22 protein-coding genes and 1 tRNA gene are annotated in these 25,390 nt (G+C 70.5%); 15 read left to right on the top strand and 8 right to left on the bottom strand.

What is annotated here, in order from left to right; genetic code table 11:
• Positions 1–2: 2 nt before the first annotated feature.
• The gene (locus ACGFYV_RS14375; RefSeq protein ID WP_393878685.1) at positions 3–887 is read right to left on the bottom strand and encodes an SIS domain-containing protein; all 885 of its coding nucleotides are present in this window, start codon (positions 885–887) and stop codon (positions 3–5) included.
• Between the two features lie 153 nt (positions 888–1,040).
• Here ACGFYV_RS14375 and ACGFYV_RS14370 point away from each other — a divergent pair, with 153 nt between their 5' ends.
• From ACGFYV_RS14370 to ACGFYV_RS14350, 5 genes are all read left to right on the top strand, one after another.
• The gene (locus ACGFYV_RS14370; protein ID WP_393878684.1) at positions 1,041–1,838 is read left to right on the top strand and encodes a DeoR/GlpR family DNA-binding transcription regulator; all 798 of its coding nucleotides are present in this window, start codon (positions 1,041–1,043) and stop codon (positions 1,836–1,838) included.
• Positions 1,839–2,130: 292 nt separating this feature from the next.
• Positions 2,131–3,141 (top strand): ABC transporter permease, encoded by a 1,011-nt coding sequence (locus ACGFYV_RS14365; protein ID WP_393878683.1) that lies wholly within the window; start codon positions 2,131–2,133, stop codon positions 3,139–3,141.
• Complete coding sequence (locus ACGFYV_RS14360) at positions 3,138–4,091, top strand: carbohydrate ABC transporter permease (RefSeq protein WP_393878682.1); 954 nt, start codon at positions 3,138–3,140, stop codon at positions 4,089–4,091. Before ACGFYV_RS14365 ends, ACGFYV_RS14360 begins: the two co-directional genes overlap by 4 nt.
• Before the next feature lie 97 nt (positions 4,092–4,188).
• Entirely contained in the window at positions 4,189–5,838 is a 1,650-nt protein-coding gene (locus ACGFYV_RS14355) for a hypothetical protein (RefSeq protein ID WP_393878681.1), read from the top strand.
• Positions 5,839–5,889: 51 nt separating this feature from the next.
• A complete protein-coding gene (locus ACGFYV_RS14350) occupies positions 5,890–7,077 on the top strand; it encodes a Gfo/Idh/MocA family protein (protein WP_393878680.1) in 1,188 nt (395 codons plus the stop codon).
• Between the two features lie 120 nt (positions 7,078–7,197).
• On the opposite strand, the gene ACGFYV_RS14345 is transcribed toward ACGFYV_RS14350, so the two are convergent.
• Positions 7,198–8,427 carry a cytochrome P450 gene (locus ACGFYV_RS14345; RefSeq protein ID WP_393878679.1) on the bottom strand — a complete coding sequence of 410 codons (1,230 nt, stop codon included), beginning with the start codon at positions 8,425–8,427 and terminating at the stop codon, positions 7,198–7,200.
• A 68-nt stretch (positions 8,428–8,495) separates the two neighbouring features.
• A complete protein-coding gene (locus ACGFYV_RS14340; RefSeq protein WP_393878678.1) occupies positions 8,496–9,587 on the bottom strand; it encodes a TOMM precursor leader peptide-binding protein in 1,092 nt (363 codons plus the stop codon).
• A 481-nt stretch (positions 9,588–10,068) separates the two neighbouring features.
• Here ACGFYV_RS14340 and ACGFYV_RS14335 point away from each other — a divergent pair, with 481 nt between their 5' ends.
• Both ACGFYV_RS14335 and ACGFYV_RS14330 read left to right on the top strand, forming a co-directional pair.
• On the top strand, positions 10,069–11,781 hold the full coding sequence (locus tag ACGFYV_RS14335; protein WP_393878677.1) for a carbamoyltransferase N-terminal domain-containing protein: 1,713 nt from the start codon (positions 10,069–10,071) through the stop codon (positions 11,779–11,781).
• A 10-nt stretch (positions 11,782–11,791) separates the two neighbouring features.
• Positions 11,792–12,811 (top strand): hypothetical protein, encoded by a 1,020-nt coding sequence (locus tag ACGFYV_RS14330; protein ID WP_393878676.1) that lies wholly within the window; start codon positions 11,792–11,794, stop codon positions 12,809–12,811.
• A 278-nt stretch (positions 12,812–13,089) separates the two neighbouring features.
• Here the strand turns inward: ACGFYV_RS14330 and ACGFYV_RS14325 are convergent.
• Positions 13,090–13,163: transfer RNA gene (locus ACGFYV_RS14325), tRNA-Pro, on the bottom strand.
• Between the two features lie 105 nt (positions 13,164–13,268).
• Between ACGFYV_RS14325 and ACGFYV_RS14320 the strand changes: the two genes are divergently transcribed.
• Complete coding sequence (locus ACGFYV_RS14320; protein ID WP_393878675.1) at positions 13,269–13,862, top strand: DUF309 domain-containing protein; 594 nt, start codon at positions 13,269–13,271, stop codon at positions 13,860–13,862.
• A gap of 100 nt (positions 13,863–13,962) precedes the next feature.
• Entirely contained in the window at positions 13,963–14,736 is a 774-nt protein-coding gene (cobF, locus tag ACGFYV_RS14315; RefSeq protein ID WP_393878674.1) for a precorrin-6A synthase (deacetylating), read from the top strand.
• Positions 14,737–14,771: 35 nt separating this feature from the next.
• On the opposite strand, the gene ACGFYV_RS14310 is transcribed toward cobF, so the two are convergent.
• From ACGFYV_RS14310 to ACGFYV_RS14300, 3 genes are all read right to left on the bottom strand, one after another.
• Entirely contained in the window at positions 14,772–15,518 is a 747-nt protein-coding gene (locus tag ACGFYV_RS14310) for a cobalt-precorrin-6A reductase (RefSeq protein WP_393878673.1), read from the bottom strand.
• A 131-nt stretch (positions 15,519–15,649) separates the two neighbouring features.
• On the bottom strand, positions 15,650–16,423 hold the full coding sequence (locus ACGFYV_RS14305; RefSeq protein ID WP_393878672.1) for a sulfite exporter TauE/SafE family protein: 774 nt from the start codon (positions 16,421–16,423) through the stop codon (positions 15,650–15,652).
• 129 nt (positions 16,424–16,552) lie between these two features.
• Complete coding sequence (locus ACGFYV_RS14300) at positions 16,553–17,740, bottom strand: thiolase family protein (RefSeq protein ID WP_393878671.1); 1,188 nt, start codon at positions 17,738–17,740, stop codon at positions 16,553–16,555.
• A 187-nt stretch (positions 17,741–17,927) separates the two neighbouring features.
• Between ACGFYV_RS14300 and ACGFYV_RS14295 the strand changes: the two genes are divergently transcribed.
• A complete protein-coding gene (locus ACGFYV_RS14295) occupies positions 17,928–18,743 on the top strand; it encodes an alpha/beta hydrolase (RefSeq protein ID WP_393878670.1) in 816 nt (271 codons plus the stop codon).
• A 58-nt stretch (positions 18,744–18,801) separates the two neighbouring features.
• Here ACGFYV_RS14295 and ACGFYV_RS14290 read toward each other — a convergent pair whose 3' ends face one another.
• Positions 18,802–19,677, bottom strand: coding sequence for a Cof-type HAD-IIB family hydrolase (locus ACGFYV_RS14290; protein ID WP_393878669.1), 876 nt, complete (start codon positions 19,675–19,677; stop codon positions 18,802–18,804).
• Between the two features lie 243 nt (positions 19,678–19,920).
• On the opposite strand from ACGFYV_RS14290, the gene ACGFYV_RS14285 reads away from it, so the two are divergent.
• The 5 genes from ACGFYV_RS14285 (at position 19,921) to ACGFYV_RS14265 (ending at position 25,211) form a co-directional block, all read left to right on the top strand.
• The gene (locus ACGFYV_RS14285; RefSeq protein ID WP_393878668.1) at positions 19,921–20,733 is read left to right on the top strand and encodes an SAM-dependent methyltransferase; all 813 of its coding nucleotides are present in this window, start codon (positions 19,921–19,923) and stop codon (positions 20,731–20,733) included.
• Positions 20,734–20,771: 38 nt separating this feature from the next.
• The gene (locus ACGFYV_RS14280) at positions 20,772–22,175 is read left to right on the top strand and encodes a glutamine synthetase family protein (RefSeq protein ID WP_393878667.1); all 1,404 of its coding nucleotides are present in this window, start codon (positions 20,772–20,774) and stop codon (positions 22,173–22,175) included.
• 235 nt (positions 22,176–22,410) lie between these two features.
• Positions 22,411–23,661: an amidohydrolase family protein gene (locus ACGFYV_RS14275; protein ID WP_393878666.1), complete on the top strand. Its 1,251-nt coding sequence runs from the start codon at positions 22,411–22,413 to the stop codon at positions 23,659–23,661.
• 16 nt (positions 23,662–23,677) lie between these two features.
• A complete protein-coding gene (locus ACGFYV_RS14270) occupies positions 23,678–24,205 on the top strand; it encodes an NUDIX hydrolase family protein (protein ID WP_393878826.1) in 528 nt (175 codons plus the stop codon).
• A 181-nt stretch (positions 24,206–24,386) separates the two neighbouring features.
• A complete protein-coding gene (locus ACGFYV_RS14265; RefSeq protein ID WP_393878665.1) occupies positions 24,387–25,211 on the top strand; it encodes a hypothetical protein in 825 nt (274 codons plus the stop codon).
• Positions 25,212–25,390 lie beyond the last annotated feature (179 nt).

The raw sequence follows: 25,390 nt of genomic DNA, 5'->3' as shown, positions 1-25,390 counted from the left end.
GGTCAGGCTCCGGTGAGGATGACGGAGCGCGTCAGATGGCGCGGGCTGTCCGGGTCCAGGCCCCGGGCTGCCGATACGGCGATCGCCAGCCGTTGTGCCCGCACCAGTTCGGCCAGTGGGTCGAGCCGGCCCTGCACCCAGCGTCCGCCGGTGCCCCGGACCTGCTCGGCGAGACCGTCGGGGGCCTCGCCGAACATCCAGGTGGCGGTTGTGGTGGTGGTGATGCTGATGGGGCCGTGCCGGTACTCCGTCGCCGGGTAGGACTCGGTCCAGGACAGTGACGCCTCGCGCATCTTGAGCGCGGCCTCGTTGGCGAGGCCGACCGTCCAGCCCCGCCCGAGGAAGGTGAACTGCGAGCAGTCGGCCAGGCCTTCGGGGAGCGGTTCGGCCAGCGCGGTCTCCGCGTCCGCGACGACGGAGCCGGTGTGCAGGCCGAGGTGGGCGCGCAGCAGGGTGAGGGCGGTGGTGGCGAAGCGGGTCTGCACCACGGACCGCTCGTCGGCGAAGTCGAGCACCGTGACGTCGTCGGCCGCCGCCATGACCGGGGTCCCGGGGTCCGCCGTGATCGCCGCGGTGCGGACGGTGCCGCGCAGGTGTCCGAGCAGGTCCAGCACCTCGGTCGTGGTGCCGGACCGGGTCAGCGCCACGACCCGGTCGTAGCCGCGTCCGGTGGGGAACTCCGAGGCGGCGAAGGCGTCGGACTCGCCCTGGCCGGAGCCTTCGCGCAGCGCGGCGTAGGCCTGGGCCATGTAGTACGACGTGCCGCAGCCGACGACGGCGATCCGTTCGCCCGTGGCCGGCAGCGCGTCCCACCGGGAGGGAGCCAGGTCTGCCGCGCGACGCCAGCACTCCGGTTGGGCGGCGATCTCGACCTCGACATGGGACATCTCTGTGCTCCACCCTGAAGACTGAATGCTTGTTTGCGCACGATAGCCAGGGATTACGATCAACATCAAGCATCAATCTTGCAGTTCGTCTGCAGAAGCGACGCGCTGTGCGAGTCCTGGCGGCCGAGAGCCCCAGAGCGAGGGAGAGTGCCCGTGTCCAGGGAAGCCCGGTGGAACGCGCTGCTGGAGCTGTTGGCCCGGCACGGCCGGCTGGAGGTGGAGGAGGCCGCCGCCACCCTCGACGTCTCCGGCGCGACCATCCGCCGGGACCTGGACCAGCTCGCCGAGCAGCAGATGCTCACCCGCACCCGGGGCGGCGCGGTCGCACACGGCGTCTCCTACGAACTGCCGCTGCGCTACAAGACGGCGCGCCACGCCTCCGAGAAGCAGCGGATCGGCCGGGCCGCGGCGGATCTGGTGGCCGTCGGCGAGGTGGTGGGGCTGACCGGCGGCACCACGATCACCGAGGTCGCCCGCGCGCTCTCGGTACGGGCCGACGTCGCCGCGGACACGGCCGGCACGGGGCGCCCGCCGGCCCTCACCGTGGTGACCAACGCCCTGAACATCGCGACCGAGCTGGTGATCCGGCCGCAGATCAAGACCGTGGTGACCGGTGGTGTCGCCCGGCCGCAGTCCTACGAGCTGATCGGCCCGCTGGCCAGCGGGGTGCTTGAGGAGATCGCCCTGGACATCGCGGTGCTCGGGGTCAACGCGATCGACATCGAGCGCGGGGCGTACGTCCATCACGAGGGGGAGGCCACGATCAACCGGCTGCTCGCCGAGCGGGCCCAGCGGGTGGTCGTCGCGGCCGACTCCTCCAAGGTCGGCAAGCGCGCCTTCGCCCGTGTCTGTGGTCTCGGCCGGGTCGCCACGCTGGTCACCGACACCGGCATCAGCGCCGAGACCTCCGCCCGCTTCAGCGAGGCGGGCGTCAACGTGATCGCCGTCTGACACGGCCACGGGCCACCGGCCACCGCCCCGGCGGTGGACCCGCGACCCACACCTGCCGCAGGCCGCGCACCGGACCGGTACGCGCCCGCATGCTCATTGCCTGCGCACCCATGCGTGAAGCTGCAAGATTTAAAGAATTACCAATCAAGACTTGTCACCCGTGGGGGGACTGACGCAAGATTCCGGTACCTCGCGCCTCGGGCCGCAGCCCCGCGAGGGTCAGAGGTGTCCCACCCTCGCTCACCACACGACGCAGGAGGTGAATGTGTCGGCCGCTGCGTCCGCATCGCCCGTGCCCACATCCCAGACCCCGCCCGGCCAACTGCCCGACGCCCCCGGGACGTCGGGCAGGAAGAACGCGTCGTCCCCTGCGAAAGGGGCGCGAAGGCCCACAAGCCGGCGGCCCCTGCGAGAGCGCCTGAGGAAGGACCGGACACTGCTCCTGCTGTGCGTGCCGGGCGTCCTCTACTTCGCGGTCTTCTTCTATCTGCCGCTCGCGGGCAACAGCATCGCCTTCCAGGACTACCAGCCCTACCTGGGCTTCAAGGCGAGCCCGTTCACCGGCCTGGCCAACTTCACGGTCCTCTTCGAGGAGCCGGAGTTCTGGACGGCCGTCTGGAACACGCTGAAGATCAGCGCCGTCCAGCTCATCCTCTACTTCCCCGCGCCGATCGCCCTCGCGCTCTTCCTCAACTCACTGATCAGCGACAAGACCCGCCGGCTGATGCAGACCGTGGTCTATCTGCCCCACTTCCTGTCGTGGGTCGTGGTCGTCGGCATGTTCCAGCAGGTCTTCGGCGGCGCGGGCACGGTCACCAGCTACCTGAACGAGCACGGCGTACACGTCGGCAACATCATGAACAACCCCGACACGTTCATCTACCTGATCACCTCCCAGAGCGTCTGGAAGGACGCGGGCTGGGGCGCGATCATCTTCCTCGCCGCGATGGCCTCCATCGACACCTCGCTCTACGAGTCCGCGGCGATGGACGGGGCGGGCTGGCTGCGCCGCATGTGGCACATCACGCTGCCCGGCATCAGACCCGTGATGATCATGCTGCTCATCCTGCGCCTCGGCGACATCCTGTCGGTGGGCTTCGAGCAGATCCTCCTCCAGCGGGACAACGTCGGCGCGGACGCCTCCGAAGTCCTCGACACCTACGTCTACTTCCACGGCGTCGTCGACGGCGACTGGGGCATGTCCACCGCCGCCGGTCTGATGAAGGGCGTCATCGGCTTCGTCCTGATCGTCCTCGCCAACAAGGTCGCACACCGCCTCGGCGAGCAGGGGGTCTACCAGTGAGCACCGAGCCCGTCTCCACCACGCTGCCCCGCGCGAGCCGCGCGGACATCAGGAAGCGCCGCCGCTCCGCCCAGCGCCCGGCGTGGATGGAACAGCCCAACCCGGCGGCGCAGGCCCTCAAGTTCGTCGTCATCGTCGCGATGATCGTGGCGGTCGGCTACCCCTTCCTGCTCGCCATCGGGACCAGCCTGTCCACCAAGGCAGAACTCGCCGCGAACGGCGGCTACGTCCTGTTCCCCTCGCATCCCACCCTTGAGGCGTACCGCGTCGTCCTCTCCGGAGGCGTGATCACCCGCGCCGCGCTCGTCAGCGTGGGCGTCACCGTGATCGGCACGGCGCTGAGCCTGCTGTGCACGATCTCTCTCGCGTACGGGCTCTCGCGGCCCCGCACCTTCGCGGGCAAGCCGCTGCTCCTGATCGTCGTCGGCACGTTCCTCTTCACCCCCGGCATCATCCCCAACTACCTGGTGGTGGAGCAGCTCGGACTGCTCGACACCTACGGGGCGATGGTCGTGCCGATCCTGCTCAACGCCTTCAACATCATCGTCGTACGGGCGTTCTTCCAGGGCATCCCCGACGAACTGCACGAGGCGGCCCGCCTCGACGGCGCCGGTGAACTCACCATCCTGTGCCGGATCGTGCTGCCGCTGTCCAAGGCGGTGATCGCCGTGGTCGGCATGTTCTACGCGGTGACGTACTGGAACAGCTTCTTCAACGCGATGCTCTACATCAACGACCCGAACAAGCTGCCCCTCCAGGTCGTTCTGCGCTCGTACGTCCTTCAGGGCGACACGTTCAACGCGAAGGCCCTCGGCGTGAGCGTGCTGCCCGCGAGCACCTCCCTGTCGATGGCCGTGCTGCTCCTCGCGGTGCTGCCGATCATCGCCGTCTACCCCTTCCTCCAGAGGTACTTCGTCAAGGGCGTACTCACCGGCGCCATCAAGGCCTGATCCGTCACCGGGACCGAGCAGTCACCCTCACCCTCATCCGCCGCACGCCGAACGCCGCACGTTCCACGTTCCAGCTTCCACGTTCCTTAGGAGAGCCATGTCCGCCAGAGACCTCAACCGCCGCGGCTTCCTCGGCGCCGCGGGCGTCACCGGCCTCACCCTCGCCGGTGCCGGCACCCTCACCGCGTGCGGTTCCGGCGCCGCGTCGGGCGGCGGCGCGAAGGCGTCGGCCAAGCTCAAGCTGCCGACGTACGTCGCCGCCGACGTCCCGGCCCCGGACCTGCCGGGCAACGCCCAGGGCCTGGACCCCGCGTACCTGCGCTACCCCAAGTCCCCGGTGCGCAGCGCGAGCGGGACGCCGGGGGACGGCAAGCCGGTCACCGTGCTCACCGAGACGTTCACGACCGCGGCCCCGGCGATGAACCGCAACGCGTACTGGCAGGAACTCAACAGGCGCCTGGGCTCCGAACTGAGGATGACGATCGTCAACGGCCTCGGCGCCGACGACGTCTACCGCGCGAAGTTCAACGCGATCATCGCCGGCGGCGAGATGCCCGACCTGATGTGGTTCCCGCCGAACCAGGGCCTGAAGAACGTCCCGGCCCTCCTGGCGGCGAAGTTCCACGACCTCACCTCGTACCTCTCCGGCGACGCGGTCAAGAAGTACCCGAACCTCGCCAACATCCCCGAGTTCGCCTGGAAGACAGCCGTCTTCAACGGCATGATCTGGGGTCTCGCCGTCCCGTACGGCCGCATGGGCCAGGTCTACGTCGCCAACGAGGACTTCTGGAAGCCGGTCGGCGGTGTGCGGTTCGACAGCGCCCAGGACTTCTTCGACAAGGCGAAGGAACTCCTCGACGTCAAGCGCAAGAAGTACGTCCTGGAGCCCGCGTACGTGAACCACATCCTCCAGTTCGCCTACTGGCACGGCGCGCCCAACGGCTGGCGCATGGACGGCGGCAAGCTCACCCACTACTTCGAGACCGACGAGTTCCACGCCGGTCTGGAGTTCGCCCTCAAGTGCCAGAAGGCGCAGCTGTTCTGGCCGGACCCGAACCTGCCGACCACCCTGGAGAAGATGGAGGGCGGCTTCCTGGGCCTGCACGTCCAGTCCTTCCCGGGCTTCCTGAACGACAGCAACATGTACGACTGGCCGGAGAAGGTCGTCGTCCCGTTCGCCGCCGAGAAGGGCACGACTCCCACCTGGGGATACGGTTACGGCTCCGTCGGCTTCACCGCCATCAGCAAGAACGTGGACAAGGACCGTGTGGAGACCCTGCTCCAGATCATGAACTACCTGTCCGCCCCCTTCGGCACCGAGGAGCGGCTCTTCCTGGACAACGGTCTCGAAGGCACGCACTACAACCGCACCAAGGACGGCGACGTGGTGCTGAACAAGAAGGGCAACGCCGAGGTCCTCACCACCCGGCAGGCCATCAACTTCTTCGGCAACGCCCCGCAGACCCTCTACCTGCCCGGCAAGCCGGACATCACCCGCGGCGTCCACGAGACGGAGGTCGAGCTGATGAAGATCGCCCGGACCAACCCGACCACGGGCTTCTTCTCGGACACCAACGCGAGCAAGGGCGCCTCCTCGACCGACGAGGTCTACACCGCCGTCAAGGACATCGTCGCCGGCCGCAAGCCGCTCTCCTCCTTCCGGAAGGACATCCTGCCCAAGTGGCGGCGGACCGCGGGCGACGCCATCCGCCACGAGTTCGAGCAGGCCATCGCCGCGGCCAAGTAGCACCCGCCGGCACCCTCTTACGCAAGCCCACCCAGAACAGGACACCCGCACGTGGAAGATTTGCGCATCGCAGTCATCGGGCTCGGACTGCGGCGGAACCTGGCGACCGCCGCGCACCGGCCCGGCAAGGGCTCGGTCGTGGCGGCGGTCGCCGAACTCGACCCCGAGATCCGCGCCGAGGTACCCGAGTTGTACAAGGGAGCGGTGGCCGTCGAGGACTACCGGCGCCTCCTCGACGATCCCACGCTCGACGCCGTCATCGTGGCGAGCCCCGACGACACCCACGAGGCCATCGCCTGCGACGTCCTCGAAGCGGGCAAGCCGGTGTACGTCGAGAAGCCGCTCGGCATCACCGTCGAGCAGTGCGACACCATTCTGCGCACCGCCCACAGGACCGGCACCCGCCTCTACGTCGGCCACAACATGCGGCACATGGGTGTCGTCCGGCTGATGCGCGACATCATCGCGCGCGGCGACATCGGCGAGCCGAAGACCGTGTGGGTACGGCACTTCGTCTCGTACGGAGGCGACTACTACTTCAAGGACTGGCACGCCGACCGGCGGCGCACCACCGGGCTGCTGCTGCAGAAGGCCGCGCACGACATCGACGTCGTGCACTGGCTCGCCGGCGGCTACACGCAGCGCGTCAACGCCCTCGGCGACCTGATGGTCTACGGCGACCTGCCGCGCAGGGAGCCGGACACCCCGCGGCCCGACGGCTGGCTGCGCGAGTTCGACTGGCCGCCGACCGCGCGCAAGGACCTCCACCACGTGGTGGACGTCGAGGACGTGTCGGTGATGAACATGCGCCTGGACAACGGCGTGATCGCCGCCTACCAGCAGTGCCACTTCAGCCCCGACTACTTCCGCAACTACACGGTCATCGGCACCGAGGGCCGCCTGGAGAACTTCGGGGACCGCCCCGGCGACGAGGTGCGCGTCTGGAACACCGGCCCGACCGGCTACCGCTCCGACGCCGACGTCGTCCACCGCGTCCCCGAGGCGAAGGGCTCGCACGGCGGTGCCGACGAGCGCATCGTCGACGAGTTCTGCCGCTTCGTGCGCGAGGGCGGGCGCACCGACACGTCGCCGGTCGCCGCCCGGATGAGCGTGGCCGCGGGCGCCCTCGCCACCCGCTCCCTGCGCGAGGCGGGCATGCCGTACGACGTCCCGAAGCTCGACCCGGAGCTGCTGGCGTACTTCGACGGCGGACAGCTCCCGCGGGGAGCCGGGAAGTAGCGGCCAGGGCGTAGCGGCCAACGCATCAGGGGCCCTCCGAAGAGGGCCCCTGATCTGACGTGGGCCACCGGGCACACCGTGTGGCCCCGTTACCGCGCTCCGCGGCCGTGGGCGATCTGCTCACCAGGTGACAGGCAGGCTCTGCAGTCGAAGGGCGTTCTCGTCGTCGGCGAACGGCAGTGCGTCCGGGCCGGCGTCCACCCGTAGGTGGGGAAGGCGCCGCAGGAGGGTCTCAAGGCTCACGTGCAGTTCCATCTTGGCGAGGGCCTGGCCCATACACTTGTGTATGCCGTGGCCGAGGGCGAGGTGCCTTCGGGGTGTGCGGTGGATGTCGAAGGTGTCGGGCTCGGGGAACTGCTCAGGGTCGCGATTGGCGGCATCGAGCTGGATGAGGACGCCGTCACCGGCGCGGATCCGTGTGTCGCCGATCGTGGTGTCCGAGGCAGCAATCCGCGCGCGGCCGATGTGGGCGACAGTGACGTAGCGGAACAGCTCGTCCACGGCGCGCGCGAAGAGGCGGGGCTCGCGGCTCGCGCGAAGCCGGGCAAGTTGTTCGGGGTGGGCGAAAAGGGCGGCGATACTGGTGGCGATCATCGGTGTGGTGGTGCCGTGCCCGGAGGTGAACAGGACTTGCACCATCGTTGCGGCGTCCTCGCGGCTGAGGTCGCCGGCGTCGATGTGGGGTACCAGCGCCCGGCCGACGAGGTCGTCTGCGGGTGTGTGCAGGTGGTCATCGATCACCCCCAGGAAGTAGGCGTCTATGCCGTTCAGCGCCTGGGCGACCTCTTCGGGGCCGGCAGTGCGTGAGGCGAGGACACGGCTGAGCTCGTGCAGCACCAGACGCTGGTGATCGCTGACGCCCAACAGCGTGCACATCGTGCGCGTGGCGATGGGCAGCGCAAACTCGGGCATGAGGTCTGCCTTGCCCGGAAGGGTCAGCAGTGCATCGACCGTCTCGTTGACGATCCGTTCCACCGCGGGGCGCAGGCTCTCAATTCTTCGCGGGGCGAACTCATTGATGATCATGGCACGTTGGCTCTGGTAGGAGGCTTCGTCCCGGAAGAAGAAGGGCCGCACATGTTTGAAGCGGGTGGCGAACGCCGCCGACATCACGGGGAAGCCGGGAAGGTCGGAATCCACGACGAGTGCCGGGTCGTTGAGAGCCTGCAGTGCGTCCGCATGGCGGGTGACGAGCCAGGGCGTACTGCCGTCCCACACACGGACGCGGGTCAGAGGGGCGCGCTCGCGAAGTTCCCGGTAGAGGGTGGGAAGGTCGAAGGGGCACCTCGCGTCGCGAGAGGGCGGATAGTCGGGCGGCTGCAGCGTTTCAGGTGCCATTGTCTGCTCCACGAGGGATGGGGGCCTGGGTCCCGGTCTTCTGGTGGACCGGAGCGTGCACTGCGGTGGTGGCGCGTCGCCTAGGACGCGGCCGGCGAGCAGTCGGGGCACGCCGGGTCGCGTTCGACCGGCGTGATCGTGGTCGTCATGCGGAGCAGGTCGACGCTCAGCCTGCTGCCGCGGGACACGGCGTCAGCGATTCCGGTGAGGTGCTTGACCGTTTCGAGAGCCGCAAGGTGACCTACCATCCCGGCGACGGGAGAGGTGCAGGGGTTGACCGTTCTCTCCTCCATCTCCTTGATGATGTAGTCCTGCATCGTCTGGAATTCCAGGCGGTCCCGCTGTCTGATCTCGATGCACGTCAGGCAGGCCGTCTGGTGGGGAACGTGCAGTTGGAGGTTGACCATCAGGCCGTCGTTCGCCCCCCGCAGCCAGGGCGTCCCGGTCGCCAGTGAGGCGTGGTTCAGCCAGCGCTGCAGCAGGATCCTGGGCCGGTCCGCCGCGCAGATGAGCAGATGACTGTCCGTCATGTGCCGTTGGCAGTCCGCAGGGGACTCCATTTTCTCCTGGAATCCCGCGACGTCGACGTTCGGATTCATCTGCTTCAGGCGTTCGGCCGCGACAGCTGCCTTGGGGCGGCCGATGTCGCCTTCGGTGTAGAGGATCTGGCGGTTCAGATTGGCCAGTTCGACGACGTCGTGGTCCACAAGGTCGATACTGCCCACGCCGACGGCTGCCAGACTCAAAGCCACGTTGGTGCCGAGACCGCCGAGCCCCAGGACGGTGACGCGGGCTTGCTTGAGGCGCAGTTGGAAGTCCGCGCTCGTCGTCGAGGAGTCGGCGAAGTATCCGAAGAACTCGAGGTTCCTGTGATAGCGCTCGCGTTCGGAGTCGCTGAAGCGGTCAATCGGTCCGGGCGCGTCCGCATCCTCAAGGAATCCCGATGACTCCATGACACCGAGAGCGGCCTCGATGTCGTGCCGTTCCAGGACCGGGTCGAACTCCCGCATCTGGGTGAGCAGTTGGTCAGTGGTGCGGGTACCGTCGAGGAGTTGCAGGAGATGCCATATGTGCCCCTGCGCATCGTCTTGGATTTCACGCGCGAGACCTGCGCCGCTCCCGATCCTGATGCGCCCTTGCCCGGCGGGAATGGGCGGAAAGACGGGCTTCAAGCGTGGACGCCTCATGCATACCCCTCATTTACTTACCTGCGACTCAAAGGCATACATGGGACTACGTTCATGTTCCTGACCGCGGCGGATGTGACAGCCGGCGGCCCGCCTGTGAGCGAGATCCGCCGGCTTTCCGTCACCAGTCGGACAGGCTGCCCAGTGCAGAGAGGTCTTCCGTCTCTTCACTGCTGAGCTCGCGGATCACCATTTCCATTGATCCTCACTCCCATACCATTTGAGGGGTAAGACAGGCAAATGCCTGACAGTGCAGCCCAGTTGGGGACGCGCTCCGCCGAAGTCTACGACCACCGAAGGGATACGTGAAGCGTCGCATTGATCAGCGTTTGCTGACATGCTTGACCGGCGGCGCTCGGCCTTCGTCCGAGCGCGTGCGAAGTATCGGCTCGGACGACTCGACCCGGGCTGCCGGCCCACGGGACGGGCGCACGTCCGTACCGCAGCGCACAGGAAGGTCCGGCGAATGATCATCTGTGGAATCAAGGCATCGCACGACGGAGGCATCGCCCTCATCCGTGACGGTCGTCTCCTGTGCTGCGTAGAGGCGGAGAAGGTGGCCAACGGCCGCCGCTACAGCCCTCTGGGGTCACTCGCACGCGTGGAGGAGTTCGTCCGTTCCCAGGGCTTCGATCCCGCCGACATCGATCGCTTCGTCATCGACGGCTGGGGAGGCGCGCCGGGCACCGTCGAGCCCTCCGTGGACGTCGCCGGCAGTCATGGAACGTATCTGCCCGTCGCACCGTACGTCGACAGCGCAGGCGGTGACGTCCTGCAGCGCTACGAATTCGCGCCCATCTCGTTCGGCTCCGCCGCCCGGTCGAGGCCGTACACGAGTTACCACCATGCGAGCAACCACATCATGGGCGCATACTGCACGAGCCCTTTCGCGCAACGCCGGGAGGACGCCCTCGTCGTCGTCTGGGACGGGGGGATGGCACCACGTGCCTATCACGTGGACCCCGGGCGTCGCGAGGTCCGGTTCGTCGCCGAACTCCTGCCCGTCGTCGGCAACGCCTTCCCCGCCTTCTGCTCCCAGTTCGAACCGTTCCTGTGGGACGGGCAGAACGAATCCAGGGAGGCGTTCATCCGCCACCACCTCGAGATATCCGGAAAGGCCATGGCGTATGCGGCTCTCGGCTCCGAGGAGGAAGAAGCCGTCAAAGCCATCGACGCTCTCCTCGCCGACAGGCGCATAGCGATGTCCAACGTGTTCGACCTCGGACGGGAGGTGGCCACCGAGCACCGGAACAGCGTATTCGCGGGGATGAGCAACGCCGACCTCATAGCATCGTTCCAGTCCTACCTGGGAAGAAGGCTCATAGAGTCGCTCGCCCGTATCGTGCGCGCACGGTATCCCGACAGGCCGCCGAACCTGTGCTTCAGCGGCGGATGCGCTCTCAATATCAAGTGGAATGCGGGCCTGCGTGACAGCGGCCTTTTCCGTGAGATCTGGATTCCGCCGTTCCCCAACGACTCCGGAGCGGCGATCGGCACCGCCTGCTGCGAGATGTTCCTGCAGACGGACAGCATCGCGCTCGACTGGGACGTGTACCAGGGGCCCGCGCTCGTCCCCTCGGCGCTGCCCAGTGGGTGGACAGCCCGCCCCTGCGACGAGAAGGAGCTGGCCGAAGTCCTGCACGACGAAGGCGAGCCGGTCGTCGTACTCACGGGGCGGGCCGAACTGGGACCCCGCGCCCTGGGCAGCCGCAGCATCCTCGCGCCGGCCCACGACCCGGCGATGAAGAGCCGTCTCAACGAATTGAAGGGCCGTGCCGACTACCGGCCGGTCGCGCCGATGTGCCTCGAGTCACGGTCCGCGGAGGTCTTCAGTCCCGGAGGCCGTGACCCGTTCATGCTGTTCGAGCATCAGCTCCGCCCCGGCTGGGCCGAGCGCGTCCCCGCCGTCATGCACCTGGACGGCACCGCGCGCCTGCAGACCGTCGACGAATCCTCCCCTCATCCCATCGCCGCGATACTTTCCGCCTACGCGGAGCTCAGCGGCATACCTGTGCTGTGCAACACCAGCGCCAACTTCAACGGTTACGGCTTCTTTCCCGATGTCCGGTCGGCCGCGGAGTGGGGCAGGACGCAGTACGTCTGGTCGGACGGCACCCTCTACACCTGCGGACCGCCCGAGGCGACTTCCGGCACCGCCAGCACCACCAGCACCGCCTGAGGAGACCTGCGTGCGCGACCTGACGACGGGACCCTCCCTGGCCTGGACATCGCTTCAGACCTCCTCCGGCTGGAGCTCCGCGGTCCGGTTCCACGGCTCCCCGTCGGCCGACGAGCCGACGCTCGCCGTCCACGACGGGAGACTGCACTGCATCCAGCCGGACTCCGGACGGCTGTCGTGGACGTACTGCGACGAAAGCGCCGCCGGGATGCCGGGCACATGGTCCGCGCCGCGGGACATCGCTGTCGGTACGGCCGTGGTCGGGGCGCCCGTGATGGCGTCCTATCCGAAGCTTCTGCATTGCGTCTACCGCACACCGCACAAGGGCGCTTCGGTCATGTGGACGCTGGTGCTCGGCGAAGACGGAGCCTGGCTGCCCGGAGCCCGCCTCGTGGACGATGCTCTGTCCGACCCCGTGCTGTCAGTACACGACGGCCGTCTTCATCTCCTCTATCTAAGTGGCTCGAACCCCGCGCCCGCAGCGTCGAGGTTGCGGCACCGCGTCTTCGACGGGAAGGCCTGGAGCGAGGCGCCTGCCCCGCCGCTGTCCCCCGCGGAGAACTTTGCGGTCGCCTCCGGTGGGGGTGTGCTGCACTGCGTGAGCAGCAGAGCCATGGGGAACGGCGACGCGGAGCTCACGCACTGTACGTTCGACGGAGTGCGCTGGAGCGAACCCCGCTTGGTCACACGGCAGGTGGGCTCCAGTCGGCCCGGCCTGGCTGTGTCCGGCGGAACGCTGTATGCGGCCTATGCGGTGCCTGCGCCGTCCCATGGGGACGCTTCGCCGCAGCGGAGCGGCCGGGCAAGGACGTCACTCGCGCCGCCCGGCCGTGTGGCGACGGATCGCTCCGCGCCGGGCCGGCTGCCGGCGTGGGCGGTCAGGTACGTGGCATTCGACGGACTGACCTGGTCCGTGCCGCGAACCGTACCCATCGCTACGGACAGCAGCCGTCGCGATGCCGCGCCGCCGGTACTCACCGCCTGCCGCCGGGGGACGGATGAGGAGACCCTGCTGGTCTGTGTGAGATAGCGACAGGGTGCGGGCCTGCCAGTCTCTGGACTCCTCCGCGGATCCGTCCGGTGTTCCGTACTTCCCGGGGAACAGCCGCACTTGCTCGATGAGCAAGAGCAACCATTGCCGACGCCGAACACCTCAGCGTGCTGCGCGCACCCCGCTCGCTGCCGGGCCCGATCGTCGTGACCCGCTGAACCCGGTCAAGGGCACCGGTCCCCAACTGGTGCCCGAGCATGACCAAGGGCCGGTTTCGGATGCCTCCGAAACCGGCCCTGACCTGCGACTGTCTCCAGTCGGGACGACAGGATTTGAACCTGCGACCCCTTGACCCCCAGTCAAGTGCGCTACCAAGCTGCGCCACGTCCCGTCGCGCTCACGCGGGGTGACCCGCGTGATCGCGCGAACAGCACTTTACCCCACGTACGGGGCTGTGCCGAAGAGGGCCCCGCGCGCGGAGGGGACAATCGGTCGTATGGAAGACGCGGGCACGGTGGCAGGGAGTCCGGCGGACGGCCGGGACCGGGATGTGGCGGGGCGGGCGCGGAACGCCCGGCCCCGGGACGGGCTGGGCCGGCCGCTGCCGTACGGCGCCGAGGGGGTCGAGCGGCAGCCTGAAGGGGTCGTACGGACCCCGCGGGAGACGGTCGCGCAGGCGCAGGCGCTGCTGGACGCGGGGAAGCCGTTCCACGCGCACGAGGTGTTCGAGGACGCCTGGAAGTCGGGTCCCGAGGACGAGCGCGCGCTGTGGCGGGGGCTGGCCCAGCTGGCGGTGGGCCTCACCCACGCGGCACGCGGGAACGCCACGGGCGGGGCTCGGCTGCTGCGGCGCGGCGCGGGTGCGGTCGAGGAGTGGGCGGCCGGGCGGGTCGCCGGACCCGTCGCCGGCGAGGGCTCGGAGCACGGCGCCGAGCAGGGTTTCGACCAAGGCATCGACCAGGGCGTCGACCGGCCCTACGGCGTGGATCTCGGCGGGCTGGTCGTCTGGGCGCGGGAGCTGGCCGACCGGGTGGAGCGGGGGGCGGGTCCGGTCGACGCGGGCGCCGAGGCGCCACGGCTCGGTTCCTGAGCGCCGTCGGCACGCTGCGGCCGGCCCCCGAAAGGGCGTCGTCGCGGCCTGTGCGGAGGCGATGGACGCTCTGTCAGTGGCATGCGGCAGACTCGGGGACGTGCGAAAGATTCATGTCATCGGTATCGGCGCGGGCGACCCCGACCAGCTGACCCTGCAGGCGGTCAAGGCGCTGCGGAGCACGGACGTGTTCTTCCTGCTCGACAAGGGCGAGGTGAAGAGCGACCTGACCCAGCTCCGCCGGGACATCCTGGACGCACATCTGCCCGAGGGGTCGTACCGGGTGGTGCAGGCCCGGGATCCGGAGCGGGACCGCGGGGCGGGCGGGGCGTCGTACTCCCCGGCGGTCGAGGACTGGCGCAGCGCCCGCTCCGGGATCTACGAGCGTCTGATCGCCGAGGAACTGGGCGAGGACGGCACCGGCGCGTTCCTGGTGTGGGGGGATCCGTCGCTGTACGACAGCACGCTGGGGATCCTGGAGGAGGTGCTGGGGCGCGGCGCGGTGGAGTTCGCGTACGACGTGGTGCCCGGCATCAGCAGCGTCTCCTCCTTGGTCGCCCGGCATCGCACGGGGCTCAACCGGGTCGCCCGGCCGGTCCAGATCACCACCGGGCGCCGGCTGTCCGAGGGCTTCCCGGAGGGCGTGGACGACGTCGTCGTGATGCTGGACGCGCACCAGGCCTTCCGGCGGTACGCCGACGAGGACATGCACATCTACTGGGGTGCCTACATAGGCACCCCGGACGAGATCCTCGTCTCCGGCCCGCTCGCCGAGGCCGGCCCCCGCATCGAACGGCTGCGCGCGGAGGCCCGCGACCGCAAGGGCTGGATCATGGACACGTATCTGCTGCGCAGGCACCCGGACGAAGGCTGAGCCGGTCGAAGGCCGAGCCGGTCGAAAGCTGAGCGTCAGCCGCCGCCGAACCCCAGGTGGCCGAGCACGGCCGCCACGTCCGCCACGGCCGTGACGCCGGGCGGCAGTTCGGGGCGTCGTACGACGATCACGGGGAGACCGAGTTCGCGGGCGGCGGTCAGCTTCGGTGCCGTCGCCGCGCCGCCGCTGTCCTTGGTGACCAGCACCTCGATGCGGTGGGTGCGCAGGACGTCCCGTTCGTCGGCGAGGCCGAACGGGCCCCGGGCGAGCAGCACGTGGGTGTCGGGCGGCAGCGGCGGCTCCGGGGGCTCCACCGAACGGACGACGAAGTGCGGGTCCCTCAAGTGGGCGAAGGCCGCGAGGCCCAGGCGACCGGTGGTGAGCAGGACGCGGCGGCCGAGGCGTGGCAGGACGTCGGCGGCCACGGTCAGGGACGGGACGTCGTGCCAGCGGTCTCCGGGGACGGGGCGCCAGCCCGGACGGCGCAGGACGACGGCGGGAACCCCGGTGGCCCGTGCCGCGCGGGCCGCGTTCGCCGTGATCGACTCGGCGAAGGGGTGCGTGGCGTCGACCAGGGCGTCCACGTGGTGCGTGCGCAGCCACTCCGCGAGCCCCTCGGCCCCGCCGAACCCCCCGACACGCACCTCGCCGTCCAGCACCCCGGGCCGGGTGACCCGACCCGCGAGGGACGTGGTGACCCGCACGCCGGGCCGGGCGGCAAGGCCGGTGGCGAGACAGCGGGCCTCGGTGGTACCGCCGAGGATCAGAACGTGCCGGGACATGGGGCTGAGCGTAGGCGACGGGCGAGCGGGCGTCCCGGCCACGTGCTGGACTCGTTCGCGGACCTGCCCGGCCTGCTGGGGCTCGGCCAGGCCGGACGCCGGGGATCCGCTCCGCTAGGTCAGGAGCAGTTCTAGGTCAGGAGCAGTTCCACGGCGCCCACGACCGTTGCCACGATCACCAGTTGTTCGAAGAGTCGCTGGTTGATCCTGTTCACAGCCCATCTGCCGAAGAACGCACCGGGCACGACGAACACCACGAGCGCCACGTCGAGGAGCAGCGAGCGGCCGTCGATCAGGCCGAGGCCGGCGCTGAAGGGGACCTTCGACACGTTCACGATGAGGAAGAAGAACGCGGACGTACCGAGGAAGCCGAGCTTGCGGAAGCCCGCCGACAGGAGATACATCGACATCACCGGGCCGCCCGCGTTCGCGACCATGGTGGTGAACCCGCCGAGCACGCCGTACGAGCGCGCCTTGATCCGGCCCGCCCGGCCGGTGACCGCGTCCGGCTCCGCCGCCGTGTCCGCCCGGCGCCGCCGCCACAGCGTGACGCCGGTCATCAGCAGCAGGATCGCGCCGATCGAGGTCCGTACGATCCCGTCGTCGGCCCATATCAGGAACAGCGTGCCGGTCACCACACCGGCCGCCACCGCGGGGAACAGCCGCCACAGCGTGGGCCAGTGGGCGTGCCGCCGGTAGGTGAGGACGGCGAGCACGTCACCGGCGATGAGGACGGGCAGGAGCACGCCGGTGGAGGCGCGGGCGGGCAGGACCGCCGCGAAGACGGCGAGGCTGACCGTGTTGGCCCCGCTGACGGCGGTCTTGGAGAAGCCCACGACGAGAGCCGCGAGGGCCAGGGCGGCGAACTCCCAGCCGGATATGTGCCAGAGCGTCATCGTGTTCATGCAAAGACCGATGCTATGCGCACGCATCCTCACCGCATAACCGGCGTCCCCCGGGCCGAACCCGCTGCTCAGTGTCACCGGGGCCCTCGCCGCCGGCACCCCTTGCGGGAAGCCCCCGTCGATGTGTCGCTAGTCCCTCTCGACCAGCACCGCGCTCCCCTGCCCCACACCCACGCACATGGTCGCCAGGCCCCGCCGCGAGCCCGTGCGGCGCATGCGGTGCAGCAGGGTGGTGAGGATGCGGGCGCCGGAGCAGCCGAGGGGGTGGCCGAGGGCGATCGCGCCGCCGTAGGGGTTCACCAGGTCGGGGTCGATGCCCAGTTGGTCGACGCACGCGAGCGCCTGCGCGGCGAACGCTTCGTTGAACTCGGCCTCCTGGACGGCGCCGATGTCCCAGCCGACGCGGGCGAGCGCCTTGCGGGTGGCCGGGACCGGGCCGATGCCCATGACGTCGGGGTGGACGCCCGCGGAGGCGCCGGCGACGTACCGGCCGAGGGACTCAAGGCCCAGTTCTTCGAGGGCCTCCTCGCTGACCAGCAGGAGTCCGGCCGCGCCGTCGTTCATCGGTGAGGCGTTGCCCGCGGTGACCGTGCCGCCGGTGCGGAAGACGGGCTTGAGGCGGGCCAGTTTGTCCAGCGAGGTGTCCTCGCGGACGGACTCGTCCTGCTCGACGGTGATGCCGTCCGGGCGCTCGACGGGCAGGAGTTCGTCGTCGAAGCGGCCGTTCTTGCGGGCGGCGGCGGCCAGTTGGTGGCTGCGCAGCGCGAACGCGTCCTGCCGCTCGCGGGTGACGCCGTACCGCTCGGCGACCTCCTCGGCGGTCTCGCCCATGGCCAGCAGGCCGTGCAGGTCCTTCATGGCGGGGTTGACCAGGCGCCAGCCGAGCCGGGTGTCGTGGGTCTCCATGCGGTGCGGGAGGGCCTCGTCGGGGCGGGGCAGGACGAAGGGGGCGCGGCTCATGGACTCGGAGCCGCCGGCGATCACGATGTCGGCCTCGCCCGAGGCGATGGTGCGGGCGGCGGTGGTGACCGCTTCGAGCCCGGAGGCGCACAGCCGGTTGACGGTGGCGCCGGGCACGGAGTCGGGGAGGCCGGCCAGCAGTGCGGCCATGCGGGCGACGTTGCGGTTGTCCTCGCCGGCCTGGTTGGCGGCGCCCCAGTAGACGTCGTCGACGCGGGCCGGGTCGAGGGCGGGCATGTCAGCCACCAGACGGCGGATCACGGTCGCCGCGAGATCGTCGGGCCGTACGCAGGACAGGGAGCCGCGCAGCTTGCCGATGGGGGTGCGGCGGGCGGCGGCGAAATGGACGGGACGCACGGCGTGGACTCCTGACCTGCGACGCTGTGGATCGGCTGGGATCTCCGGCCTGTTGCAGCACCGCTTAATTAGCACTGCTAGTTTTCGACTATAGACCCCGGGCCCGCCCCCTGGGAAGATTCCCCCGCACCTTCACCCACCCACCCAGCCAGCCAGCCAGCCAGCCAGCCAGCCAGCCGGAGGAGAGATGCCCCACGTCCGCCCGCACACCCTGCCCGGCACCCGCGGTGACCTGGCCGTCCGCGAGTGGCCGCACCCGGCGCCGCGGTACCTCGCCCTCGTCGTGCACGGATACGGCGAGCACGCGGGCCGCTACGAGGAACTCGCGGACGTCCTCACCGGGCACGGAGCGGCCGTGTACGCCCCCGACCACATGGGGCACGGCGGATCGGCCGGGGAGCGGGTACTGATCGAGGACTTCGAGGACGTCGTCACCGATGTGCACGCCGTGGCGGACCTGGCCCGCGCCGCGCACCCCGGGCTGCCGCTCGTCGTGGTGGGCCACTCCATGGGCGGCCTGATCGCGGCCCGGTACACACAGCGGTACGGCGACGAACCGGCCGCGCTCGTCCTGTCCGGTCCGGTGATCGGCGCCTGGGAGCTGCCCGGGATGCTGCTCGCCCTCGACGAGATCCCGGACACGCCGGTCGGTCCGGCCGCGCTCTCCCGCGACCCCGCCGTCGGCGCCGCCTACGCCGCCGACCCCCTGGTCTGGCACGGGCCCATGAAGCGGCCCACGCTGGAGGCGTTCGCCCGGACCCTGGAGGCCGTCGCCGAGTGCGGTGGCATCGGCCCGGTGCCGCTGCTGTGGCTGCACGGGGACGACGACCGGCTCGTACCGCCGGCGGGCAGCCGGGTCGGGGTGGAGCGGCTGAGCGGCGGCCGGCTGACCGAGCGGATCTTCGCCGGGGCCCGGCACGAGGTGTTCAACGAGACGAACAGGGCGGAGGTCTTCGCGGAGCTGACCGGCTTCCTGGACGGCGTCCTCCCCGCCGCTCCCTGACCGGCACCCACCGTCGTCCCTGGGACAGCGGCAGCGGGACGCCCAGCACCCACCGTCCCTAGGACAGCGGCAGCGGCAGCGGGATGCCCAGCACCCGCGCGACGGTCCGCAGCACCCCGTTGTCGTTGTTGGACGGGGCGAGGTAGCGGGCGCGGCGGACGACGTCCGGGTGGGCGTTGGCCATGGCGAAGGACCAGTCGGCGGCGTCCAGCATCTCCAGGTCGTTGAGGTAGTCGCCGAACACCATGGTCTGCGCGGGCGTGATGCCCAGTTCGCGCTGGAGCCCGCGCAGGGCGGCGCCCTTGTCGGCGGTGCGGTTCATGACGTCGACCCAGTGCTCGCCGGAGACGACGACCTGATGGGTGGCGGCGAAGGCGTCGAGCGCGGGCGCGGTGCTGTGCTCGGCGGAACCGAAGTCGAACAGCGCCACCTTGATCACGTCGTCGTCGACGGCCGTGACGTCCTCGACGACGCGGTGCTCGACGTAGTACTTGCGGACCTCGGCGAGGAACGCCTCGTCGGCCCGCTCGACATACGCGGACCGCTTGCCGCAGACGACGGCGCCGACGTCCACCCCGTCCGCGACCAGCCGTCGTACCGTCCGCGCGATGTCCGCGGCGACGGACGGCCGCAGTGTGTCGGAGCTCAGCTCCTCGCCGTCGCGGACCACGTAGGTGCCGTTCTCCGCGATGAACGCCATGCCCTCGGCGACGTCCGCGAACTGCCGGGCCAAGGTGGCGTACTGGCGTCCGCTCGCCGGGGTGAACAGCACGCCCCGGCGGCGCAGTTCGCCGAGCATGGGCCACAGGCCCGCGGGGACGCGCTGGGCGTCGTCCAGCAGCGTGCCGTCCATGTCGGTGACGACGAGCCGGATGTCGGCCGGGCCCGCGGGGAGGCCGGGGAGGTCGAGGAGAGGGGCGGGCGTGGCGGACATGTCCTGCTTCCGGTCGGCGGCGGCGTACCCGGTCCAGTGTTCCTCATGCGGGCCGGGTCCCTCATGCGGGCCAGGTTCCGCATGCGGGCCGGACGCTTCGCCGGACGACCGGAGCGTGCCCGGAGGGGGATGCTCCGCGTTTTCCGGGACAGGGCGATCAAGGGGCGGCACAATGACCGCGGACAACCGCACGGACGAGACAACCGCACAAACGAGACAACCTCACGGACGAAGGGCGGCGACGTGAGCGAGAACGACTCCCCGACGGCCGGGCCGGCACGGCTGGACACCTCCGTGGCGCACAACGCGCGGGTCTGGAACTACTGGGTCGGCGGCAAGGACAACTACGAGATCGACCAGCGGGTCGGCGAGCACGTCGCCTCGATGTTCCCCGTGATCCGTGCCGTGGCCCGCGCCGACCGCGACTTCCTGGCCCGCGCGGTGCGCTTCCTGGCCGCCGAGCGCGGGATACGGCAGTACCTGGACGTGGGCACCGGGCTGCCGACCGTGGACAACACCCACGAGATAGCGCAGCGCATCGCCCCCGAGTCGAGGATCGTGTACGTCGACAACGACCCGATCGTGCTGACGCACGCGCGTTCCCTGCTGACCAGCGCCCCCGAGGGCGCGACCGACTACATCGACGCCGACGTGCGCGACCCGGACGCCATCGTCGAGCGTGCCGCCGGGACGCTGGACCTGTCGCAGCCGGTCGCCGTGATGATGCTGGGCATCCTCAACTTCGTCACCGACACCGACGAGGCCCGGGACATCGTGCGGCGGCTCATGGCGGCCGTCCCGGCCGGCAGCCATCTGGTGCTCACCCACCCGACCTACGACGCGGAGGTCGGCGGCGAGGGCAACATCGCGGCGATGGAGTTCTGGAACGCCAACGCGACCCCGCCGATCACCGCCCGTTCGCGTACCGAGATCGCCGGGTTCCTGGCGGGTCTGGAGCTGGTCGAGCCGGGTCTGGTGCCCTGTTCGCAGTGGCGCGCCGGGTCCGACTCGGCCGCGGCGGTACCGCAGTTCGGCGTGGTGGCCGTGAAACGCTGACCCCGACACGCGGGATCCGAGCGCGCCGAGGAGGACGTATGACCACCCTTGCCGATCCCGAGCCCGGTGGGCGCCCCGGTGACCTCGAACGGGTCGCCGCGCTCACCGCGGACCTCGCGGAGCGGGGCGTGCGCGGGATCGTGCTCGCGTACGTGGACACCGCGGGTGTCGGCCGGGTGAAGACGATCCCGACGGCGCGGCTGGAGTCCGCGGTGGCCTGGGGTGTCGGGATGTCGCCGGTCTTCGACACGTTCCTCGCCGACGACTCGATCGTCACCACCGACGTCCTCGGCTCCCCCGACGGCGATCTGCGTCTCTTCCCCGACCTCGACGGGCTGACCGTGCTGGCCGGGCAGCCGGGCTGGGCGTGGGCGCCCGTGGACCGGATCACGCAGGAGGGCGCCCGGCACCCGGGCTGTTCGCGCACCTTCCTGCGCCGGATCGTCGCGGACGCGGCCGAGCGGCACGGCCTCTCCTTCAAGGCGGCCGTGGAGATCGAGTGGGCCGTCGGGCTGGACTCCGCGCCCGCCGGGGAGTTCGTGCCGGCGGTGTCCGGCCCGGCGTACGGCGCGGTCCGGCAGGTCGAGCTGAGCGAGTGCACCGCCGACCTGCTGGGGGCGCTCGCGGCCCAGGGCGTGGACGTGGACCAGGTCCATCCTGAGTACGCGGCCGGGCAGTTCGAGATCTCGGTGGGCGCCCTCGACCCGGTGGCGGCGGCCGACCGGAGCGTGCTGGTGCGGCAGACGATCCGGGCGGTGTCGCGCCGGCACGGCCTGCGGGTGTCCTTCGCCCCGGCGTACGTCGCGGACGGCGTCGGCAACGGCGGCCACCTCCATCTGTCCTGCTGGCGCGGCGGGGAGAACCTGCACGCGGGCGGCGAGGGCCGGTACGGCATGACGGCCGAGGCGGAGTCGTTCGCGGCCGGGGTGCTCGCGCGGCTGCCCGCGCTCACGGCGGTGACCGCGCCCAGCCCGGCCAGCTATCTGCGGCTCAGGCCCTCCCGCTGGGCGGGGGTGTTCACCGCCTGGGGCCGGGAGACCCGCGAGGCCGCGCTGCGGGTCGTCACCGGTACGACGGGCCGCCGGGACCAGGACGCCAACCTGGAGGTCAAACCCGTCGACCTGGCCGCGAACCCGTACCTCGCCCTCGGCTGCGTCATCGCCGCCGGCCTCGACGGGATCGACGGCGCCCTCCCCCTGCCCCGGGAGATCACCGGTGATCCGGCCCGGTTCGACGCCGAGGAGGCGGCTGCCCTCGGTGTACGGCGGCTGCCGGTGTCGCTGCCCGAGGCCGTCGAGGAGTTCCGGTCCGACCGGGTGCTGCGGGACGCGCTGGGCCCGGTCCTGGCGGACGCGGTGAGCGCCGTACGGCTCGGCGAGGCGGCGGCTGCCGACGGACTGGACGACGCAGGGGTGGCGGCGGCCTATCGGTGGAAGTACTGAGTGGACGCACTCACAGCAGGAGGTACCGATATGAACCGGACCAACCCATGATGAACGGCACCGACTCACGATGAACGGGATCGACTCACGATGAACGGGATCGACTCAAGATGAACCGGACCGAGCCACGATGAACGGGACGGAACCGGCTCACGGTGAACCGGACCGACCGACGGTGAACCGGACCGAGCCACGATAAGGCGGACCGACCGACGATGACCTGGACGCACCGACGATGACCGCACCCGGCCCGCTGCACGAGGCCCTCGCGACGCTGCCTCTGGTGGACCACCACTGCCACGGCGCGGTCACCGCCGACCTCGCTCCCGGGGAGTTCGAGTCGCTGATCACCGAGGGCGCGGCCTGGCCCGGGATCTCCCCCTTCGACAGCCCCGTCGGCGTGGCCGTGCGCCGGCACTGCGCGCCCCTGCTGGACCTTCCCCGGCACGCGCCGCCCGCCGACTACCTGGCCCGGCGCTCCGCTCTCGGCTGGCGCGAGGTCAACCGCCGTTTCCTGAGCGCCGCGGGAGCCGAGACGTTCTGCGTGGACACCGGCTACGCCCCCCATCCCCTCACCTCCCCCGCCGAGTTGGCCGAGGCCGCCGGCGCCGTCGCGCACGAGGTCGTACGGCTGGAGCAGGTCGCGGAGGCGGTCGCCGCGCGGGGTGTGGAGGCGGACGCGTACGCGGCGGAGTTCCGGGCGGCGGCCGAGGAGGCCGTACGACGGCCCGGCGTGATCGCGGTGAAGTCGGTGGCGGCCTACCGCACCGGCTTCGCGCTGGACCCGCGGCGGCCCGCGGACGCCGAGGTGACGCGGGCGGCCCGGCGCTGGCTCGCCGACGGCGCCGGCCGGCTGGACAGCCCGGTTCTCGTGCGGCACCTGCTGTGGACGGCCGTCGATCTCGGTCTGCCCCTGCAGCTGCACACCGGGGTCGGCGACGCCGACGTACGACTGCACCACGCCGACCCGGCCCTGCTGACCGACTGGCTGCACCTGACGGCCGGTACGATCCCGGTCCTGCTGCTGCACTGCTGGCCCTACCATCGCCAAGCGGCTTACCTGGCCGCGGTGTTCGAGCAGGTGTACCTCGACGTCGGACTGGCCCTGCACTACTCGGGTCCGGCCCGGTCCCGTGCGGTACTGGAGGAGGCCCTGGAGATCACCCCGTTCCGCAAACTGCTGTACAGCTCCGACGCCTACGGTGTGGCCGAGTTCCACCACCTGGGCGCGCTGTGCTTCCGGCGGGGCCTTGCCGAACTGCTCCAGGCCCGGGTGGACGCCGACGAGTTGAGCCTGCCCGACGCCCTGCGCACAGCGGCCTGGACGGGCCGCGACAACGCCCGCCGACTGTACGGACTGCCCCGCGGGCCGTCCCACGAGCTGTCCCACGGACCGCCCCACGGACCGCCCCACGGGCCGTCCCACGGACTGACCTCATCCGAACCGGCCCGCGATGCCAGCGGGCGACCCACCCGGAAAGTATGATCAAGCAATGTCTGACATGACCGATACCACGCCCGGCTGGCTGACCTCGGACGAGCTGGAAATGGCCAGGGCCCGGATGCCGATCCTGTACGTCGAGGCCGTGCCCGTGCGCGTGGACGACAGCGGTGAAGTCACCAGCATCGGACTGCTGCTGCGCATCGGCCCGGACGGCACGGTCAGCCGGACCCTCGTCTCCGGCCGCGTCCTGCACCACGAGCGGGTCCGTGACGCCCTGCTGCGGCATCTGGAGAAGGACCTCGGCCCGGTGGCCCTGCCCCGTGTCCCCGCCTCCCTGCAGCCGTTCACGGTCGCCGAGTACTTCCCCACGCTGGGCATCACGCCGTACCACGACCCGCGCCAGCACGCGGTGTCCCTCGCCTACGTCGTTCCGGTGGCCGGCGACTGCCGCCCCCGGCAGGACGCCCTTGACCTGGTGTGGTTCAGCCCGCAGGAGGCCGCCTCGGAGGTCGTGCTGAGCGAGATGCCGGGCGGGCACGGGGTACTGCTGAAGCAGGCGCTGGCGCACGTGGGTGCCGTGACCTGACGGGCGCCTGCCGGACCGGCCTGTCTATCAGCCCTTCCCACGGGCCGACCAGGGCCTTCCCTCCGGCGTTCAGGTCGCGTTCAGGCTCGTGCGGGCCTGTGGCAACACCTGCACCACAAGTCCCAAAACAATGGCAAAGGGGGCTGGGGGAAGGACAGTTGGCCGTGCCAGGGTGCGGATCATGAGCACAGAGCACGTCCTCGACCGCCGGCCCCCTGGCCGTACCCGCGCGCGCGTGCGCGCCGGCGCGAACAAGGTGCCGGAGGTCACCGTCTACTTCTGGATCATCAAGGTCCTGACCACCGGAATGGGCGAGACGGCGTCCGACTTCCTGGCCCACCTGCTGGGCCCGATCCCGGCCGTCGGCATCGGCGCCCTCGCCTTCGTGGCCGCCCTCGTCCTCCAGTTCGCCGTCCGCCGGTACGTGGCCGCGGTCTACTGGACGGCGATCGTGATGGTCAGCGTGTTCGGCACGATGGCCGCCGACGTGCTCCACGTCGGCCTCGGCGTCCCCTACACCCTGTCCACGCCGGCCTTCCTGCTGGCCCTGGTCGCCGTGTTCGCCCTCTGGTACGCGAGCGAGCGGACCCTGTCGATCCACAGCATCCGCACCCGCCGCCGCGAGGCCTTCTACTGGGCGGCCGTGCTGGTCACCTTCGCCCTCGGCACCGCCGCCGGCGACCTCACCGCCACCATCGGCCTGGGCTACCTCGGCTCGGCCGTCCTGTTCGCCGTGGCGATCGCCGTACCGGCCCTCGCCCACCGCGCGGGCACCCTCGGCCCGGTGGCCGCCTTCTGGACGGCGTACGTCATCACCCGCCCCCTCGGCGCCTCGATCGCCGACTGGATGGCCCTTCCGCACACCCGCGGCGGCCTCGCCTGGGGGCTCGGCCCGGTCACCCTGTCCTGGACGGTGGCGATCCTCGGCTTCGTCGGCTACCTGGCGGCATCACGACGCGACACCGAGCCCGCACAGCCCGCACAGCCCGCCGGGACCGCCGGCTGACGAACATGCGGTGGCGGGGGGCGGGGCGCCGCACTCGACCGGGCGCGGCGGCGCGCAGAAGCCGACGGTCTTCTGCGCGTCGGCCGGGTTCGTCCGCCGGCCCACGGGAGTGCACGCGGTACCGTCTCTGGTGGACCTCGCCATCACTGGGCTAGACCCGTGATACGTTCGTGATCTGA

This window comes from Streptomyces sp. NPDC048297 (genome assembly GCF_043201585.1).
Lineage (GTDB): Bacteria > Actinomycetota > Actinomycetes > Streptomycetales > Streptomycetaceae > Streptomyces.
The sequence above is the reverse complement of the archived record's forward strand: the minus strand, read 5'-3'. Positions and strand labels throughout refer to the sequence as shown.